The sequence below is a fragment of the Enterobacter cloacae complex sp. ESBL7 genome, from assembly GCF_041679625.1.
Taxonomy (GTDB): domain Bacteria; phylum Pseudomonadota; class Gammaproteobacteria; order Enterobacterales; family Enterobacteriaceae; genus Enterobacter; species Enterobacter asburiae_B.
Genome location: NZ_JBGORN010000005.1, coordinates 111,276 through 127,953, shown reverse-complemented (window position 1 = coordinate 127,953; position 16,678 = coordinate 111,276). Strand labels below are relative to the sequence as shown.

Genomic DNA, 16,678 nt, shown 5'->3' with positions numbered 1-16,678 from the left:
TCAGTCACCCAGATATTGAATGGTGATGTGGTATTTAAAGACGTGTTGCTCGATGCTGATCGGCTCGCGCTTGCCTTTGCGCTGCAGGTAGACAATCTCCGTCACCAGCTTGCCGCTGGCGTTACGCAGCTCGCGCCGATCGCCATTGTCCGTTAACGTCCAGCCCTTCGGCAACTGCGGCTGCCAGGCGCTAATCGGCCAGTGGCTGAGCATCACGTCGGCCAGCACCTGGCTGGCGGGCGGCAGCTGCGGCACGACGATCGACTGCTCGGTATGAATACCGGTCTCATCGTACGTTGCCAGGAACAGACGAATGCCCACGGAAGAGAGCCCGGCCAGCGTGACCTTATGCGCATCCGCGTTGAGCATCACCAGCAGGGACTGCGTTTGTCCGTTAAAGCTGCCGGTCAGCAGCTGCTGGGAGCTTACCGCCGGGCTGATGCCGGGCGGCGGCAGCGTCACTCTGGTGCCCGGCTGGAGCCAGGCCTGAGGCCGCGTCTCTTTGGTATCGGTCGAATGGCTGCAGCCCGCCAGCAGCAGCGCCGCGGCCAGCGCAACGGCGCGATAAAAAGCGTTCATTTACGTTTTCTCTCTTTCTTATCCGGCATCGCCAGCGGAGCCAGCAGGAACGCGGTAAAAATACCGCTCACCAGCACGATGCCAAAGCTGCTGATGGCCTGGGTGGCGCTGAAGACGAGCATGCCCAGCGTCAGCAGCGTGGTCATCATGGCCAGCGTAATCGCCAGCATTGAGGTCAGCGGCGTACCGCGCGGGTTGCTGAAAAACAGCGTGTAGTTAATGCCAATGCCGAGCACCAGTACCAGCGCCAGCAGTGAGAACAGATTCACCGGGTGGCCCGTTGCGGCCAGCACCGCCAGGCCGCAGCTCAGCGACAGCACGGACGGCACCAGGCTTATCAGCCCTTTACGCCAGCCGAGGCGCAGCATCGCCCCGCAGGCAATCACTGCCAGCGCGGCAAACAGTAGCCCCGTCAGCAGCGTGCGGTAGAGGGCAAACAGGCTGTCAAAGCTGGCTTTGCGATCGACCCAGACGACGCCGTCATGGCGTGCGGCCAGTTCACCGAGGTGAGCGCTGTTTTTCGCGCCGTCCACCGGCACGAGCACGCCGCTTTCCCCGTTGGGCAGGGTCAGCCAGAGCAGACGCCAGCCTTCGCTGGCCGGGCTTTTAAGCCACGCGTCCACGCTGACCGGCATGGCGTCGAGATTTGGAGATACGGCGCTGAGCCCGGCGCTTTTCAGCACGTTCGTTACCGCAGGAGCAGCCTCGCGCAGCAGCTTCAGATCGCTTTTCTGGCGGGCCAGCGAGTTCAGCGGCAGCGTACGCCAGCGGGCGATCTCTCCAGCTTTCTGCGCCTGTGCCAGCGCCGGGGTAAAGGCTTCCAGCCGCTCCAGCGTTTGCTGAGGCGAGGCGCCATGAACCACAAACCATTTCTGATCGACGCTCTGTCCGGTCAGGGCGGTAATGGCCTTCTCCTGCGCCAGAATATTTTTCGGCAGCGCCTGCAGCTGTGCGATGTCGTCGTCCACCCTCAGGGTGCTCATCCCCACGGCGGAGAGCAGCGCCAGCGCGACGGGCAAACCCACGGACAATTTTTTATTGCGTCGCCACGCGGCCAGCCAGCGCAGCATGATAACCATCAGCGGAACCGGGCGCACCGGTAAACCCCGGCACAGCCACGGATGCCAGAAAATCACCGTCAGGCAGGAGGCGCTCAGCCCCACGGCGGCGAACACCGCCATCTGGCGGATCCCGGGGAAGGGGGCCAGCATCATAATCAGGTAGGCGGCGACGGTCGTCAGCAGCGCCAGCAGCAGCGCATTGCGCACTTTCGCCAGGCTTTGCCAGGGGGAGTGCTCCGCGCCGTGCACCATCCGTTCGGTCAGGTAGTAGAGCGTGTAGTCGGCTGAAATACCGATGATGCTCATGCTCATCACCAGCGTCATCAGGTGCAGTTCGCCAAAGAGCAGCAGCGTCACCACCGTACCCGCCAGCGCGCCGATGGCAATGGAGAGCACGCTCAGCAGCAGCGGGCGCAGAGAGCGGAACACCGCCACGATGAGCAGGAACACGCCAAGCAGGGTGGCGATGCCCAGCGTCGAGACGTCGCGTTTGGCCTGCTGGCTGGCGTAATCGCTGTAGAAAACGGTCCCGCGCGAAAGCAGCTGCGACTGCGGGAAACGGGCTTTTAGCGTCTCCTGCAGCGCGTTAAGCGTCGTCACCAGCCGGTGGGTCTGCTGCATATCAAATGACGAGCCCGCCAGCTCGCCGTGCAGCAGATACCAGTAGTTTCCCGCCTCATCCTGTGTGACCAGCCAGCCGTCCATCAGCCGCAGCTTCTGGCCGTTTTGCGCCAGAGCGATCTGCGAGCCGCGCATCAGCATCAGGGGATCGTTTTGCAGCTCTTTGCCGCTGACGCCGGAAAAGGCCGAATAGAGCTGAGATAAAATCCACTGCGCCTGCGCTTCTCCGCCGTTTTGCAGGCGGGCGCGGGTGGCGGGATCGATCAGGCCATTTCGGTGCTGCCAGAAGAACTCTCCCCAGGCCTTTTGCCCGGCGGCGTCCATCGGGCCTTTGACCTCGCTGAGCGAATCGCTGCTTTGCAGCAGCGCCAGCCACTGCTGCGCCACGCGCGGATCGGGCTCTTTGCCGGGGCTGACCAGCCAGACCAGCTGGCGGTCGAGACGCTGCATAAACCCGTCGTTGAGCGCCGGCGGGATCGCCCCCAGCGTCTGCTTCGGCAGCATGGCCAGCACGCTGCTGTTCAGACGCGCGCCGGGCAGCAGCGACAACAGCACGCCCAGCAGAATCAGGCATAGCGTGGCCCACAGCAGCGCCGGGCGCAGGGATTTACGGTGCGGCAAAGCGTTGGCGTTCGTCATCGGTCAGGCTGGCGGGCGTCAGTTGGTGGCGTGAAAGGGCGATATCGGTACGGTCGCCCTGTTTATCGTTGAGGCGAATCGTCTCCAGATAGGTCGCGCCGCCCAGATCGAGGGTGGCGAAAATCTTGTCCAGCGGCGTCGTTTTGGGCGTAAGCACCAGCGACCAGCGGCCGGCGCCCAGGTCTTTAAAATCGATGAGGAAGTTCTCTTCAAGCACCTTGCGGTCGGCCTGGAACAGGGCCCGCAGAAGATGGTTGAACTGGAACATCTGCGGATTATTGTCGGCGGTGACGGTCTGCGGCGGCTGGCCGTTAATGGCCTGAACCATCCGCTTGTCATCGAGCAGGAGCGTCATCGGAAACGGCGCTTTTTGGTCCCACAGCAGGCCGCTGTCGCGGGCGATCAGCATCTCGCCCTGCGAGCGCAGCGGCTGCGGCATATCTTTTATGGTGCGAACCTGTTCGAAGTGCGCGCGCACGACGGGCTGCCCGGTGAAGCGCTGCTGCAGTTCATCCAGCGTCACGGCGCTGACCAGCGGGCTGACGATCAGCGCCAGCAAAGGCCACCATTTCATGGCGTCACTCCCATTCGTTCAAACAGTATTGCCGGGCTCACAAAGCACATCTCGCGGGTGGCTTCTTCCACCGCTACCTGGATGGTGTAACCGGTGGTGGTGCGTTTGCCGGTCTGCGCATCGAAAATTTGATAGGCAATGCGCAGGCGGTTTTCATACTCTTCAACGTGCGCGCGGACGCGAATACGCTGCTCAAAGGTCACCGCATCGCGGTATTTCACCCGGGTATCGACGACGGGCCAGACGTAGCCGGAGGCCTTCATCTGGCGATAGCCATAGTCAAACTGATTGAGCAGCGCCTCGCGGGCGATCTCAAAGTAGCGGAAATAGTTACCGTGCCAGACCACGCCCATCATATCGACGTCGTGGAACGGAACGGTGATCTCAACTTCAGTCGTAAAGCGGGGATCGGTCAGCACCCTTTACTCCTTCTCTCTGGACTCTGGCAGATGCCAGAAATCGAAAAAATTAAACCAGTCGAGCGGCGACAGGAGGGCGTAATGCTCCAGCCGCTGCGCGTAGCGATCGACGGTCTCCTGCAGCGCCTGCTGGCGTTCGCCGCGCGGCAGGCGCAGCGGGTCGGCAAACGGTTCGCTGTGCAGGACGAGCTTACCCTGCTGGCGCAGGGCAAAAATCAGCACCACCGGGCAGCGCAGGATGGAGGCCAGGATAAACGGCCCCTGTGGGAACGGCGCTGGCTGGCCCATGAACGGACTCCAGATCACGCGCCACTCGCCGCCACGCTGCGGATTCACCGCGATGCGGTCGCCCACAATCGCGACCCATTCTCCCCGCTCAAGCTTCTCTTTGATGGCAATCGCGGTGTCCGGGCCGATGTCGGTAACCGACATCAAATTCACGCCCGCCTGGGGCGCCATTTCGCTCATGATTTGCTTAAAGCGCCGGGCGTTTTCGCTGAAGACCAGGGCGGTGATAGTTTTGCTGCCGTCCAGCTGGGCCAGCGCCCGGCAGGCCTCAACGTCGCCAAGATGCGAGGCCAGCAGCAGCTTGCCCTGCGGCGCCGCGACGTTAAGCGTTTCGCTCGCGCCGGGGGCAAAGACCACGTCGCGATCAAACTTCAGCTCACCGCGCCAGCTGGCGACTTTATCCAGCATCGCGTTGCCGAAGCGCATGAAATGGAAAAAGCTGTTGAGCCGCGGGGGAACGGGCATGTTCCGCTGACGCAGTTCTTGCTTCACTCTCTCAATCCACTGCCGCGAGGCCTGCCGCGCCGGACGTGCGATAAGCCAGTACACGCCGATCACCGGCCACAGCAGCACGGTAAAGGCCCGGCGGCCCATCAGCTTCCAGACGCGCAGCATCAGGCGCATGCCCCACAGGCCCTTGACCTCGTCCTGCTGCGCCCAGTGCTGGCGGCGTCGACGGAAAAGCAGGCCGGGCATGCGGGGCAGCATGCCGAAGAACAGCCGGGTATGCATCAGGGAGATCCGCACGTTATCTTTTAACGCGTCGAAGTGGGACAACCCGTCCTGCGGGTAGGTGACGCGGGTCGGCAGAAAGACGCTGGTGTTACCCTGCCAGTAAAGACGGACCATCACTTCGGTGTCAAAGTCCATCCGTTTGCCGAGCGTTTCACGCGCTGCCAGGCGCAGCGTGGGCGAGACCGGGTAGACCCGAAAGCCGCACATGCTGTCTTTAAGCTGCAGGGATAAGGTCTCAATCCAAACCCAGACGTGGGTTACCCAGCGCCCGTAGAGCCGCGAGCGCGGAATGGAATCATCGTAAATGGGCTGGCCGGAAATCAGCGCGTCCGGGTGGCGCTCCGCCAGCGCCAGCAGTTTGGGGATATCTTCGATGGCGTGTTGACCGTCCGCGTCCACCTGCACGGCGTGGGTATAGCCCGCGCGCGCGCACTCCTCCAGCCCCCTGATGACCGCGGCACCTTTCCCGGCGTTTTGCGCCAGGCGGACCAGCGTTACCTGCGGCTGCTCCGCCGCCAGGCGCTCGAGCTCCTGTCGGGTGCTCGCTTCGCTGCCGTCATCCACCACCAGGCACGGCAGGCCAAACGGCGCGAGACGCGACAGCACGCTGGCGATCATGGCGCCGTGGTTGTAGCACGGGATCAGCACGCAGGGGCGAAAGATCACTGACATAGCCGAATTTTCCCGCTGCTGGCGGTATGGCGCTCCGCCCCGGCGTGACGCTGGTAGCTGAAGGTCAGCATCTGACGTTCGGCATGCCACTCAAGCACCAGCGTCACTGTGGTTTCCGGCAGCAGAGGCGCCTGGAACTTCACGTTTTGAATGCTGTGAAAGCGGTAGCCCGGCGCCAGTAACGTCGTGGCGTAGTGCATCACCCAGTCAAGCTGCGCAACGCCGGGCAGCAGCGGCTGTACGGCAAAATGGCCCTGAAACCAGAACAGCGCCGCGTCGAGATGCAAAATGATTTCCAGCTTCTCCGGCTGTGTCTGGTGGCGCTCAAGTTCATGAATTTTCATGAAATAACTCCTCTAGCTGCGCATAGACACGCTTGTTCATACTGTTTACCGGCATTTCATCGACAATGCGCCAGTAGCGCGGAACGGCGACCGGCTCAAGCCACGGCAGCAGGGCGCGACGCCAGGCGAACTCCTGCGCTTTTTTATCCTGCATATAGCCGCGCTGGCGAACCGCTTCGTCCAGGACCAGCAGTGCGCCAATCCCCTGACGGCCTCCGCGCGTGACCGACAGCGCAGCCGCTTCGCAAATGCCGTCGAGCTCCAGCAGGCGACGTTCGATCTCGTTAAGCGAGATGCGCTTTTCTTCAATTTTGACCACCCGCCCGCGACGACCGGCGATGCTGAATAGCCCCTCGCTGTCGAAGTGCAGGATATCGTCCAGCTGGAGTCCTTCGGCCTCGTGGATCAGTGGCGACGTGACGCGACAGGCGTCATCTTCCTGATGGAAGATAACGCCGGGGAAGGCCAGCCACGGGACGTTATCCTGCTGGCGATGGCGCCAGGCGAGGATGCCGGTTTCGGTGCTGCCATAAATTTCATCCGGGCAGATGTTAAGCCAGCCAGCGGTGGTGGCGACGTCACACCACGGCAGCATGCCCCCTGCTGAAATCAGCATTCTGACGGGCGGCGCGGGCAGCTCCGTATCCAGGCGCTTCAGGAACGCCGGGCTGCTGATGAACAGGTAATGCCGGTCATGAGGAAGGGCGGCCAGCTGCTCGGCGTAGTAGAGCATCGCGGCATGCAGCGGCAGGCCCAGCGCCATCGGCAAGACGATGCGGAAGGTCAGCCCGTACAGATGTTGCGGTACGACCGAGGCGACAACGCTACAGCCGGTCAGACGTTCGCCGAAGCGGTCAGCCAGCAGACGGGCTTCGCGATCCAGGCTGACGATGTGCTTAATCACCCGGCGCGGGGTACCCGTGGAGCCGGAGGTGAACAGTTCAACGAAGCGGCTTTCGTCAATGGCCGGCAGGGGCGCCCAGCGGCGAGCCGTCAGATGGCTGGAGGCCACCACTATCAGCTTGCCATGGAAATCGAGAGAGCGATCGCTCAGAACGCCGCTAAACAACGCCTGCTGTTCTTCAAGCTGCGAGACGCGGCTATGGCCGGGAATGACCGGCGTTTTACCGGCATGCAGCGAGGCCAGCAGCGCAACGATAAACAGGTAGCTGTTTTCAAAGCACAGCGCCCAGCGCTCGCCTTCCTGCTGATGCAGAGTGTCGACCAGCAAGGTCACGTCGTGGCGCAGCTGGCCAAGCGTCCAGGTACGATCGTCAAGCCAGGCAACGGGCATGTCGTCAGGGCGGGGCGCGTTTAACCACTGGCCCAGCGGAAGGGGGTTAGTCATTGTGCATCTCTTTTTTAATCACCCGCTGGCGCACCAGCCACTCGGTCGCCATCAGCGTTCCCATCAGGATGTAGGCCACCATACCGTTCCACAGCGTCCACAGATGCATGTCGCCGTGGAGCACGGTGAACAGCGCCATCGCGCCGTTTCCGATGAAAAAGCCGCACCAGACGAGGGTCACCTTGCGGGTATAGCGCACGCCCTCCGGGGGCAGATTTGGCTCGCGCAGGCGCGCCAGTCGTTCGACCAGCGGCATCGCGGTCCACAGCGAACCGCCGAACACGGCCAGCATCACAAGGTTGACGACCACCGGGTAGAACAGCAGCCACTGGTGGGTTTTCAGCAGGTAGCTGGCCGCGCAGAGCGCGATGCCCGCGAGCGCCACGCACTGCACCACATACCGCATCGGGCCAGCGTTCCGTCGCGCCTGGCGCAGCCGCAGCAGCAATACCAGCGCCATCACCGGCAACAGCCACTGCAGGCTGTTGTGCGTCAGCCCAAATCCAATCAGGAAGGGCCACGACAGCAGCATCAGCCCCGTCAGCAGTGGGATGACCGGGAACGTCCGTCCACCACGCACGACGTCTTACTCTTCGCGCAGAAGCTGTTCGACGGCGTCTACCACATCCTGAACGGTACGAACCGACTTGAAGGTTTCCGGCTTGATTTTCTTGCCCGTTTTCTTCTGCAGATGAACAATCATGTCCACCGCATCAATGCTGTCCAGCTCCAGGTCTTCGTAAAGACGGGCTTCGGGCGTAATGTCCTGCGGGTCGATTTCAAAGAGCTTGGTCAGAAGGCCGCAGACTTCCTGATAAATGGTTTCTTGTTCAGTCATCGTTCACATCTCAGGCGCGTTGAGCGTTGATAAAGGACGCCAGCGTGGCGACGGAAAAGAAGTGCTGGCGCATCTCTTCGCTTTCGGCAGAAAGCACCACGCCATACTGGTTTTTTACCGCCAGACCCAGTTCCAGCGCGTCAATGGAGTCCAGACCCAGCCCATCGCCAAACAGCGCGGCATCGGTATCAATATCCTCTGCGGTAAGCTCGTCCAGATTCAGCGTGGTGATAATGAGATTCTTAATTTCAAGATAAAGCGCTTGCATCATTAATTCCTGACAAAGATTGAAGGCCTGATGTTAATCGATGCTGCAGATGCCGGTTTAACTGCCTTGCCGCCAGCGCCGGTTCTTGTTCATTTGCATCGTAAAATTCGTCGATGTTCACGCGGTCGCGGACATCCACGGTGAAAACAGGTTTTTCTGGCGGTATATCATACCAGTGGCTTTTTTTATCCAGCAGGTGTTCGCTACAGTGGATCAGCACCACCCGCAGATCGCTGTTACAGCGCACGGCGATATTTGCCGCGCCGCGCTGGAGGGAGATAGCCTCGCCAAACCGGGTACGCGTGCCTTCCGGGAAGATTAACAGCGTGTCGCCCTGAGCCAGACGCTGCTGGCTGGCCGCGAGCAGGGGCTCGGCTTCGCTGTTAATCAGGTAATCCGCCGCGCGGATAACGCCGCTGACAAAGGGATTGCGCAGCAGCGCGCTTTTCACCAGGCAGTCTGTTTCGGGCATCACCGACGCCAGAATCACGTAGTCTATTAACGTGGGGTGGTTAGCCACCACCAGACAACCCCGATCGCTGCGCAGCGCGTCAAGATTGTGAATGCGATAGTCCAGTACGCCGAGGCCGCGCGCAACGGTCAGGAAGAAGCGGAAGCTGGCCGCAATGCTGCGACGCGCCAGGCGGCGACGGCTGGCGCGGTCGCGCTGGACGATCGGCAGCAGGTTGAACCAGACCAGCGACAGCATCAGCCCGCCCACGCCAAACAGCGCGAAGCAGAAGCCGGTCATCACCAGACGCCATAACCAGTTGATACGGGCAGCCAGGCGGTTCATGCGCGCGTCCATTGCCACAGCAAACGTTCGCCGGGCACCGCAAACTGACGTTCCTCGCTGAGATAGCGCTGCAGGAACATCAGGCTTTGCGGCAGGGCGGGTTCTTCACCCGTGCTGCCGCTGCGGGTTTCACACTGCAATCCGTTGCCGGATTCAATCACCAGCGCCAGCGCGTAGGGCCAGGTGGGCATGTGCGGCGGTAGCGCCGGATGGTAAAATTCCGGCAGCGCGCCGTCAAAGTCGACCAGCAGGACGCGGGAATAGCCCGCATGCAGCAGGCTCAGCACTTCGCATAGGGCCTGCTGGAAGGTGTCCAGCCCGGCAGAAATGGATGACGAGACGATGGCCTGGCGTGCGGTGATCGTGAGATTGCCCACCGCGGAATTGTGCACGGACATCGCGAAGTCGGTGGGTGAAACGGACTGCCCGGTCGCCAGAGCATGCAGAATACGGTAGTTGCGCTCCAGCTCGCCGTGGCGGCTGGAATAGACGACGGCATCAATGGCGTGGTTTTGCAGCATGGCCAGACCAATATCCACCGCCAGCTTACTGCCTGAATTGAGGCGGCGCGCGGTCATCATGGGTAAAGCGGTCAGGCGGGGAAGCGGGGCCGCTGGGTCAACGGCCAGCTGCAGGCGCGACCATGCCTGCCACTCTGTGGCATCGCTGAGTCCTGGCGCTCTCGCCTGCCAGTCGATAATGTTCAGTGAAAATTTCATCTACGCGCGTCCGCGAAAAAAACCGTATTCAAAGGGCAGACTGGGCCACCCGGCAGCTAAGCTGCTCTATTGTTCACGTTTGGTGCATATCAGCAGGGTATGACCGACCCCAAGGTTGTCCAGCCGCTGTTCAACGCTGAAACCTGCGCTCTCCAGGTAGCGATAGAACTTCTCTACGCTGTAAAACCGGCTATTGCCATTCGCCATACAGGTGAAATAGAGCGAGGTGGCATTCAGGCTGAAAGAGGCTGCTTCAAATTTCTGAGCATCCCAGAAAAGCTCCATGATGCACAAACGTGCGCCTGGCTTCATGGCCTGTGCGACGCGCGTCAGCATGGCGACAATCTGATCCGGAGAGAAACAATCCAGGAACTGGCTCATCCACCAGACGTCGGCGTCACCCGGCAATGTTGCTGGGCTAAGCATATCGACAGCATGGAATGCAATACGATGAGAAAAACCTGCTTTTGCGATGTTTTCCTGCGCCAGCGCTATCTGCTGCGGCAGATCGAGGATCGTCACGGCAACATTTTCGTCATAGCGGCAGCAGCGTAACGACCATTTACCCGTATTTCCGCCCACATCGTACAATTTTGTCGGCGAGCTTGCGAATATATATGGCAACGCAGCGTCAAAAGCGGCGTCAGAATAGTAATGATCGAAGGCGAACCAGCTCTCTTTCGCCGGAGCAGGTAATTGGGATAACGCCGGGTAGATGGTTGGCCAGTTGCCAAACACGGCTAATCCGGCAGGTTTTTCCTCCTGCAGGGCGTCCGCCAGGTGAAATAGCCCCTGATAACAAACGTCCTGGGTGAAATCCATATTTACGCGGGTCATTTCGTCGTGCAGTAAAAAATGGCCCACTTTCGCCAGGAAATAACGTCCATTCTGTTGGGTAACGATTCGACCGCTTAATCCCATATCCAGCAGTACGCTGACGCCATAGCTGCCGAGCGTGCTGTGTTCGGTTATTTCGTCGAGGCTTGCCCCCGCTTTACCTTGTTTATCGAGCCAGGCGAGAACGCCTGAGTTACGCAGACAAAGCGCAGTCTGGAATAACATCGGGGCAAAGGCGATGCGTTGCGCTTCGGTAATGGCATCCAGTGCGCTGAGTATGTCCTTTTCGTACATTCCTGCGTAACCTTTGAAGCTAATAAAGAGAGGTTATCGGGCCATACGCGGCCCGACTTTAGAAAAATATTACAGCGCGGCGCCAGCGGAGAGGTTCAGCTGAATATCGTGGTCGAGGTTATTTACCCAACGGTTATAATTTTTGTGAATTTTACCGTCTGCCGCTTTCAGGTTAAGGCTGTTTTCATAGTTGATTGAATAGCTTGTGGCCGTGTACGGAATACTTACCTGGACGGAGTGATCGCGTGACTGCAGACGCCCCTTAATCATTCCCGGGCCGGTTTCCGTCATGATCCAGTCGCGTTTTTGGCCTGCTTTCAAAATTGCCGTTTTTACCTGATCGGCAGTATGGCCCGCGCTTACAATAGAGTGAACCTGAGCAATTGGGGCGGTACGCGCGCAGCCTGCCAGTGCGCCAACGAATACGGCAGCAGCACACCATTTAACGATCTTTTTCATCAACAACTCCATATCAATAATAACAATTAAAGGTAGTGTTTTTTACAAATAATATTCATCCGGCTGTTTGTTATCGCCGGGTGTATTTTTTAATCAATATTAATGTTTACATTACGTTGACGCGAAGACGGGCATAATAACATGGAAAATAAATAAGAATTTCATTTTTTATAATTTGCGTTAAATCATGAGTTGCGTTTCAACGTAATGCGCGCGGCGTAATTAAAAACAGAATGAGTATCGCCTTAACGCAAATAAAAATACCGCGACGGATTAGGAACGCGGTAATTTACGGTGTATTACTGACGGTTTAAACCTACCTGTACAGGTAGGTCGGTTAGCCGGGTAACCGGCTTTTCGGCCTCCCCGGCCCGAGCAGGATCGCCAGCTTGCTGCCGCCTTTGGTGGTTTCCATCCAAATTTTACATACGCTGGTCAGAGGAACCGACAGCAGCATACCGACCGGGCCCAGCAGCCATCCCCAAACCAGTAAGGATAAAAAGACCACCAGCGTCGACATGCCCAGCCGGTGTCCCATCATGCGCGGCTCAAGAATATTGCCCAGAACCATATGCACGACGAGGAACAGCGCACCGACCAGCATGCATTCGTAGAAACCGTTAAACAGAAACGCCTGAATCATCGGCGGCACGGCGGAAAGCACCGCGCCAATATTGGGCACGTAGTTCAGCAGAAAGGCCAGCACGCCCCACATCAGCGCGAACTGTACGTCCATCAGCATCAGCCCCAGCCAGACAATCACCCCGGTCCATACGCTCAGGAGCGTTTTCAGCGCCAGATATTTGGATACTCCCTTCAGGGCCCGGTGTAGCCCGGCAATGTGAATTTGCGGATTGTTCAGCGCAAAGCGCAGCTTATAGGGGACGTGGCGAACTTCGAACAGCATAAACACAACGGTCATGACCAGCAGCAGAATGCTGGCCATCGCGCCGGAAAGCCCCGTCATCAGGGTGGTGGCGTAGGTCATGACCTTCTCGGAGTCCATCCTGCGCAGCATCCGTTCGGGTGAGATATGCAGATTAAGGAAGGGCACCATCTCCTGCAGCGCGACAATTTTACGCGTCAGCTCTTTGTTGTACTGCGGCAGCATGGTGGAGAATTCGCTCAGCGATGCCGCCAGCACGCCGAAGAGCGCCGTCAGGCCAATCAGCATGACAATAACCACGATGGTGATGGCTACCGGACGGCTGACGCCCCGGCGTAAAAACCAGGTGACCAGAGGATTAAGCACGATGGCAAAAAAGAGCGCCAGCAGGAGCTGAACAATAATGTCAGCGGCAGCATGGATACCCGCAAGGATAACCACCAGACAGGCGAGTTTTAATAAGATGTGGAGTCCTGCTTTGTCGGACGGGTTAGCGATCATGCGTGTTCCTTAATATGATGACCCGATAAGTGTAGTGCCCGGGCTTCGCTTCGTCTGGCACCGTTAATCTGAAAGTCGGGGCTGATTTTCTTATTGCGCCGTGGTAATAGTGAAACACTGTTGTAAAAAATCCAGGTAGAACCCCATGCCCGAACCTGCCGCTGAACCGGCACTGAGCGGACTGCGCCTCAATCTGCGCATCGTTTCCGTTGTTATTTTCAACTTTGCCAGCTATTTGACCATCGGCTTGCCGCTGGCGGTCCTGCCGGGCTATGTCCATGACGTGATGGGCTTCAGCGCCTTCTGGGCGGGGCTGGTGATAAGCCTGCAATATTTCGCCACGCTCCTCAGCCGCCCGCATGCCGGGCGCTACGCGGACACGTTCGGTCCAAAAAGCATCGTGGTGGTGGGACTGTGCGGCTGTTTCCTCAGCGGCCTGAGCTACCTGCTGGCTGCCACCACCAGCCACTGGCCGCTGGTCAGCCTGGCGCTGCTCTGCCTGGGCCGCGTTATTCTTGGCATCGGGCAAAGTCTGGCGGGAACCGGCTCGACGCTGTGGGGCGTGGGTGTGGTAGGCGCGCCGCACATTGGCCGGGTGATCTCCTGGAACGGGATTGTCACCTACGGTGCGATGGCGCTCGGGGCGCCGCTCGGCGTGGCCTGCTATGCGCTTGGCGGGCTATATGGGCTTTCCATCACCATTATGGCGGTCGCGCTGCTGGCAATCCTCTTTGCGCTGCCGCGCCCGAAAGTGAAGGCCAGCAAGGGCAAGCCGCTGCCGTTTCGGGCGGTGCTGGGGCGCGTCTGGCCGTACGGCATGGCGCTGGCGCTGGCGACTACCGGTTTCGGCGTGATTGCGACCTTCATTACCCTGTTCTACGACGCCAAAGGCTGGGACGGCGCAGCCTTTGCGTTAACCCTGTTTAGCTGTGCGTTTGTTGGCGCCCGCCTGCTTTTCCCTAACGGCATCAACCGTCTTGGCGGGCTGAATGTGGCGATGATCTGCTTTGCGATAGAGATTGTCGGGCTGCTGCTGACCGGAATTGCGATGGTGCCCTGGGTCGCGAAAGTGGGCGTATTCCTCGCGGGGGCTGGCTTTTCCCTGGTCTTCCCGGCGCTGGGCGTGGTGGCGGTAAAAGCCGTGCCGCAGCAGAATCAGGGGGCGGCGCTGGCGACCTATACGGTATTTATGGATATGTCTTTAGGCATTACCGGCCCGCTGGCGGGGCTGGTGATGGCCTGGGCAGGGGTTCCGGTGATCTATCTTGCCGCGGCGGGTCTGGTGGTGATTGCGCTGCTGCTGACGTGGCGGCTAAAAAAATGGCCCCCGGTGCAGGCACCGGAGGCCACGTCATCGTCGTGAAGCGTTACTGGATCACGATGGTGTTAATGATGTTTTCAGCAGCCGTCTGCGCTTTCTGCTGATCTTCGGCTGGCAGGGTGATCTGCAGGGTCAGCAGTTTGTTATCGACCTTGCCCAGCACCACAGAAGAGTATGCGGTCTGGCCTTTTGCGGAGATGATGCTGTCGAGCTGTTGCAGCGTGTGGCCTTTCAGCTCGATGGATTTATTGGTCACGACCTGCAGCTGAGGATCGCGGCCGCGCTGCTGATCTTCCAGACGTTTGGACAGGACGGCCAGGTCTTCGCTGGTGTCGTCGCCCACAATCACAATGACCGCTTTCTGCCCGGTTGCGTCGGAGTAAACGTGCATGTTATTCGCCTGGGTGCCCAGCTTGCCGCTCTGATCGGTCATATCGGCTGGCAGAGAGAAGCTGAGTTTGCCATCCATCAGATTCACCGGCTGGCCGGTCGCGTTGCTCTCTGCGGATGCGCCCTGAGCAGGCGTTTTCGTGTCGCTGTTATCACAGGCTGCAAGACCCACAACCAGCAGGCCAATCCCGACATATTTAACCAGATTGCGCATTGACTTCTTCCTTTCGATAAACGGCCATAACGGCTCATTCGCTCATCTTATCACAACTGATAAAGCGAACCCTTAACCAGCCTGCAATGCCGTGATTTCAGATTTATCTGCCAGCCTTTTCAGCAGCATATTGAGCAGCACGCCGTACATCGGCAGGAAGAACACAATGCTGATAAGGACCTTGAAGCAGTAGTCCACCAGCGCGATTTCCATCCAGTGTTCGGCCATGAACGCATCCGGGCTGCGCCAGAAGGCGATGAAGAAGAAGGCCAGCGTATCGCTCACGTTACCGAACAGCGTGGAGGCGGTTGGCGCCATCCACCAGCGATGGTTCTGACGCAGGCGGTTAAACACATGCACGTCGAGGATCTGCCCCAGCGCGTAGGCCATAAAGCTTGCTGCGGCGATACGGGCAACAAACAGGTTGAAGTGGGTTAACGCCTCAAAGCCCTGCCAGCTTCCCATATAAAACAGTGACGAAACCACGTACGAGATGAACAGCGCCGGGAGCATGACCGAAAAAATAATACGGCGAGCCAGCGGTGCGCCAAAGATACGCACGGTCAAATCCGTCGCGAGGAAAATAAACGGGAAGCTGAACGCGCCCCAGGTGGTATGAAAACCAAAGATGGAGATTGGGAGCTGCACCAGATAGTTGCTGGAGGTGATCACCAGCAAATGGAAAAGCGAAAGCCAGAACAACGCTTTTACGCGCTGTGATTCAGAAAACGACGTCATATTGTAACCTTTTTATACGTTGGGGTGAGGGAACCCAATAAAAACCGCAGCATGATACTGCTTTGGCAGGACATTGCAATGGTTAGTTTTTACGCAATCGTTAACCTGGTTTGCATTGATCGCAACCGGGCGTAAACTACAGCCGTTTTTACCAGACCGAGAAGACCATGACAGACCTGTTTTCCAGCCCAGACCACACTCTTGATGCCCAGGGCCTTCGCTGCCCGGAACCGGTAATGATGGTACGCAAAACCGTGCGCAACATGCAGACCGGTGAAACGCTGCTGATTATTGCCGACGACCCGGCCACGACCCGCGATATTCCCGGTTTTTGTACCTTTATGGAGCATGAGCTGGTGGCACAGCAGACCGAAGCGCTGCCGTACCGGTATTTGATTCGTAAGGGGTAGATGGGCTGTCCTCTGCGGCCTGATGCCCTCACCCCGGCCCTCTCCCACGGGGAGAGGGAGAACGTCATCCTTTCATCCACGCGCGGATCCCGTCCAGGAACATCTGCGTTGCCATCATCACCAGAATCAGCCCCATCAGGCGTTCCAGCGCGTTCACCCCTTTCTCACCCAGCAGGCGCAGGAACAGCGACGACTGCAGCAGGATAATAAACGTCCCGCCCCAGGCGATCAGCAGGGCAATCACCAGATGGCTCATCTGGTTCGGATACTGATGCGACAGCAGCATCAGCGTGGCCAGAATGGTCGGCCCGGCGACGAGTGGAATCGCCAGCGGCACGATAAACGGCTCTTCACCCGCAGGCAGGCCGCTGCTGCTGCCTTCCGCGCTCGGGAAAATCATCTTAATGGCAATCAGGAACAGAATAATCCCGCCGGAAATCGACACGGTTTCGGCGCGCAGGTTCAGGAACGCGAGAATTTTTTCACCCGCAAACAGGAAGATAAACATCACCAGCAGGGCGATAAGCAGCTCGCGGATCATGATCGCCCGGCGGCGCTTCGGCTCGGTGTGCTTCAGCACCGACATGAAGATAGGCAGGTTTCCCAGTGGATCCATAATCAGGATCAATAAAACCGCCGCGGAAATGATTTCACTCATCTTTAAATTATCCCTGATACTTAGTAGTGTTATTCCGATGATTAGCGCTTTTTCTGATTGCCGGGCAAT

The 16,678-nt window shown here is 59.0% G+C and carries 20 protein-coding genes; 2 read left to right on the top strand and 18 right to left on the bottom strand.

Annotation, left to right across the window (positions count from 1 at the left end):
- From ACERY3_RS17905 to ACERY3_RS17835, 15 genes are all read right to left on the bottom strand, one after another.
- The gene (locus ACERY3_RS17905) at positions 1-579 is read right to left on the bottom strand and encodes a DUF3261 domain-containing protein (RefSeq protein WP_033146845.1); all 579 of its coding nucleotides are present in this window, start codon (positions 577-579) and stop codon (positions 1-3) included.
- A complete protein-coding gene (locus tag ACERY3_RS17900; protein WP_373226181.1) occupies positions 576-2,900 on the bottom strand; it encodes an MMPL family transporter in 2,325 nt (774 codons plus the stop codon). Before ACERY3_RS17900 ends, ACERY3_RS17905 begins: the two co-directional genes overlap by 4 nt.
- Positions 2,869-3,474 (bottom strand): outer membrane lipoprotein carrier protein LolA, encoded by a 606-nt coding sequence (locus ACERY3_RS17895; protein WP_058842002.1) that lies wholly within the window; start codon positions 3,472-3,474, stop codon positions 2,869-2,871. The genes ACERY3_RS17900 and ACERY3_RS17895 overlap by 32 nt, the downstream gene beginning before the upstream one ends.
- On the bottom strand, positions 3,471-3,893 hold the full coding sequence (locus ACERY3_RS17890) for a thioesterase family protein (protein WP_023309526.1): 423 nt from the start codon (positions 3,891-3,893) through the stop codon (positions 3,471-3,473). The genes ACERY3_RS17895 and ACERY3_RS17890 overlap by 4 nt, the downstream gene beginning before the upstream one ends.
- A gap of 3 nt (positions 3,894-3,896) precedes the next feature.
- Positions 3,897-5,588 (bottom strand): glycosyltransferase, encoded by a 1,692-nt coding sequence (locus ACERY3_RS17885; protein WP_058842001.1) that lies wholly within the window; start codon positions 5,586-5,588, stop codon positions 3,897-3,899.
- Positions 5,579-5,932 (bottom strand): hydroxymyristoyl-ACP dehydratase, encoded by a 354-nt coding sequence (locus ACERY3_RS17880; RefSeq protein ID WP_039263058.1) that lies wholly within the window; start codon positions 5,930-5,932, stop codon positions 5,579-5,581. The genes ACERY3_RS17885 and ACERY3_RS17880 overlap by 10 nt, the downstream gene beginning before the upstream one ends.
- Positions 5,919-7,280 carry an AMP-dependent synthetase gene (locus ACERY3_RS17875; protein ID WP_373226180.1) on the bottom strand — a complete coding sequence of 454 codons (1,362 nt, stop codon included), beginning with the start codon at positions 7,278-7,280 and terminating at the stop codon, positions 5,919-5,921. The genes ACERY3_RS17880 and ACERY3_RS17875 overlap by 14 nt, the downstream gene beginning before the upstream one ends.
- Positions 7,273-7,860, bottom strand: coding sequence for a hypothetical protein (locus ACERY3_RS17870; RefSeq protein ID WP_058841999.1), 588 nt, complete (start codon positions 7,858-7,860; stop codon positions 7,273-7,275). Before ACERY3_RS17870 ends, ACERY3_RS17875 begins: the two co-directional genes overlap by 8 nt.
- Before the next feature lie 6 nt (positions 7,861-7,866).
- A complete protein-coding gene (locus tag ACERY3_RS17865; RefSeq protein WP_024908875.1) occupies positions 7,867-8,118 on the bottom strand; it encodes an acyl carrier protein in 252 nt (83 codons plus the stop codon).
- A 10-nt stretch (positions 8,119-8,128) separates the two neighbouring features.
- Entirely contained in the window at positions 8,129-8,386 is a 258-nt protein-coding gene (locus ACERY3_RS17860; RefSeq protein WP_008503081.1) for a phosphopantetheine-binding protein, read from the bottom strand.
- Entirely contained in the window at positions 8,367-9,182 is an 816-nt protein-coding gene (locus tag ACERY3_RS17855; RefSeq protein WP_058841998.1) for a 1-acyl-sn-glycerol-3-phosphate acyltransferase, read from the bottom strand. Before ACERY3_RS17855 ends, ACERY3_RS17860 begins: the two co-directional genes overlap by 20 nt.
- The gene (locus ACERY3_RS17850; protein WP_039263062.1) at positions 9,179-9,901 is read right to left on the bottom strand and encodes a beta-ketoacyl synthase chain length factor; all 723 of its coding nucleotides are present in this window, start codon (positions 9,899-9,901) and stop codon (positions 9,179-9,181) included. Before ACERY3_RS17850 ends, ACERY3_RS17855 begins: the two co-directional genes overlap by 4 nt.
- A 66-nt stretch (positions 9,902-9,967) precedes the next feature.
- Positions 9,968-11,032 carry a methyltransferase gene (locus ACERY3_RS17845; protein WP_058841997.1) on the bottom strand — a complete coding sequence of 355 codons (1,065 nt, stop codon included), beginning with the start codon at positions 11,030-11,032 and terminating at the stop codon, positions 9,968-9,970.
- 69 nt (positions 11,033-11,101) lie between these two features.
- Positions 11,102-11,491, bottom strand: coding sequence for a hypothetical protein (locus ACERY3_RS17840; RefSeq protein ID WP_023309518.1), 390 nt, complete (start codon positions 11,489-11,491; stop codon positions 11,102-11,104).
- Between the two features lie 337 nt (positions 11,492-11,828).
- Complete coding sequence (locus ACERY3_RS17835; protein ID WP_032662225.1) at positions 11,829-12,878, bottom strand: AI-2E family transporter; 1,050 nt, start codon at positions 12,876-12,878, stop codon at positions 11,829-11,831.
- Positions 12,879-13,023: 145 nt separating this feature from the next.
- Here ACERY3_RS17835 and ACERY3_RS17830 point away from each other — a divergent pair, with 145 nt between their 5' ends.
- Positions 13,024-14,241: an MFS transporter gene (locus ACERY3_RS17830; protein ID WP_058841995.1), complete on the top strand. Its 1,218-nt coding sequence runs from the start codon at positions 13,024-13,026 to the stop codon at positions 14,239-14,241.
- Positions 14,242-14,245: 4 nt separating this feature from the next.
- Here ACERY3_RS17830 and ACERY3_RS17825 read toward each other — a convergent pair whose 3' ends face one another.
- Positions 14,246-14,803, bottom strand: coding sequence for a DcrB family lipoprotein (locus ACERY3_RS17825; RefSeq protein ID WP_023309515.1), 558 nt, complete (start codon positions 14,801-14,803; stop codon positions 14,246-14,248).
- Positions 14,804-14,875: 72 nt separating this feature from the next.
- The gene (locus tag ACERY3_RS17820) at positions 14,876-15,541 is read right to left on the bottom strand and encodes a 7-cyano-7-deazaguanine/7-aminomethyl-7-deazaguanine transporter (RefSeq protein ID WP_023309514.1); all 666 of its coding nucleotides are present in this window, start codon (positions 15,539-15,541) and stop codon (positions 14,876-14,878) included.
- 167 nt (positions 15,542-15,708) lie between these two features.
- Here ACERY3_RS17820 and tusA point away from each other — a divergent pair, with 167 nt between their 5' ends.
- On the top strand, positions 15,709-15,951 hold the full coding sequence (tusA, locus tag ACERY3_RS17815; protein ID WP_008503071.1) for a sulfurtransferase TusA: 243 nt from the start codon (positions 15,709-15,711) through the stop codon (positions 15,949-15,951).
- A gap of 64 nt (positions 15,952-16,015) precedes the next feature.
- Here tusA and yhgN read toward each other — a convergent pair whose 3' ends face one another.
- The gene (yhgN, locus tag ACERY3_RS17810; protein WP_003861574.1) at positions 16,016-16,609 is read right to left on the bottom strand and encodes an NAAT family transporter YhgN; all 594 of its coding nucleotides are present in this window, start codon (positions 16,607-16,609) and stop codon (positions 16,016-16,018) included.
- Between the last annotated feature and the right edge of the window lie 69 nt (positions 16,610-16,678).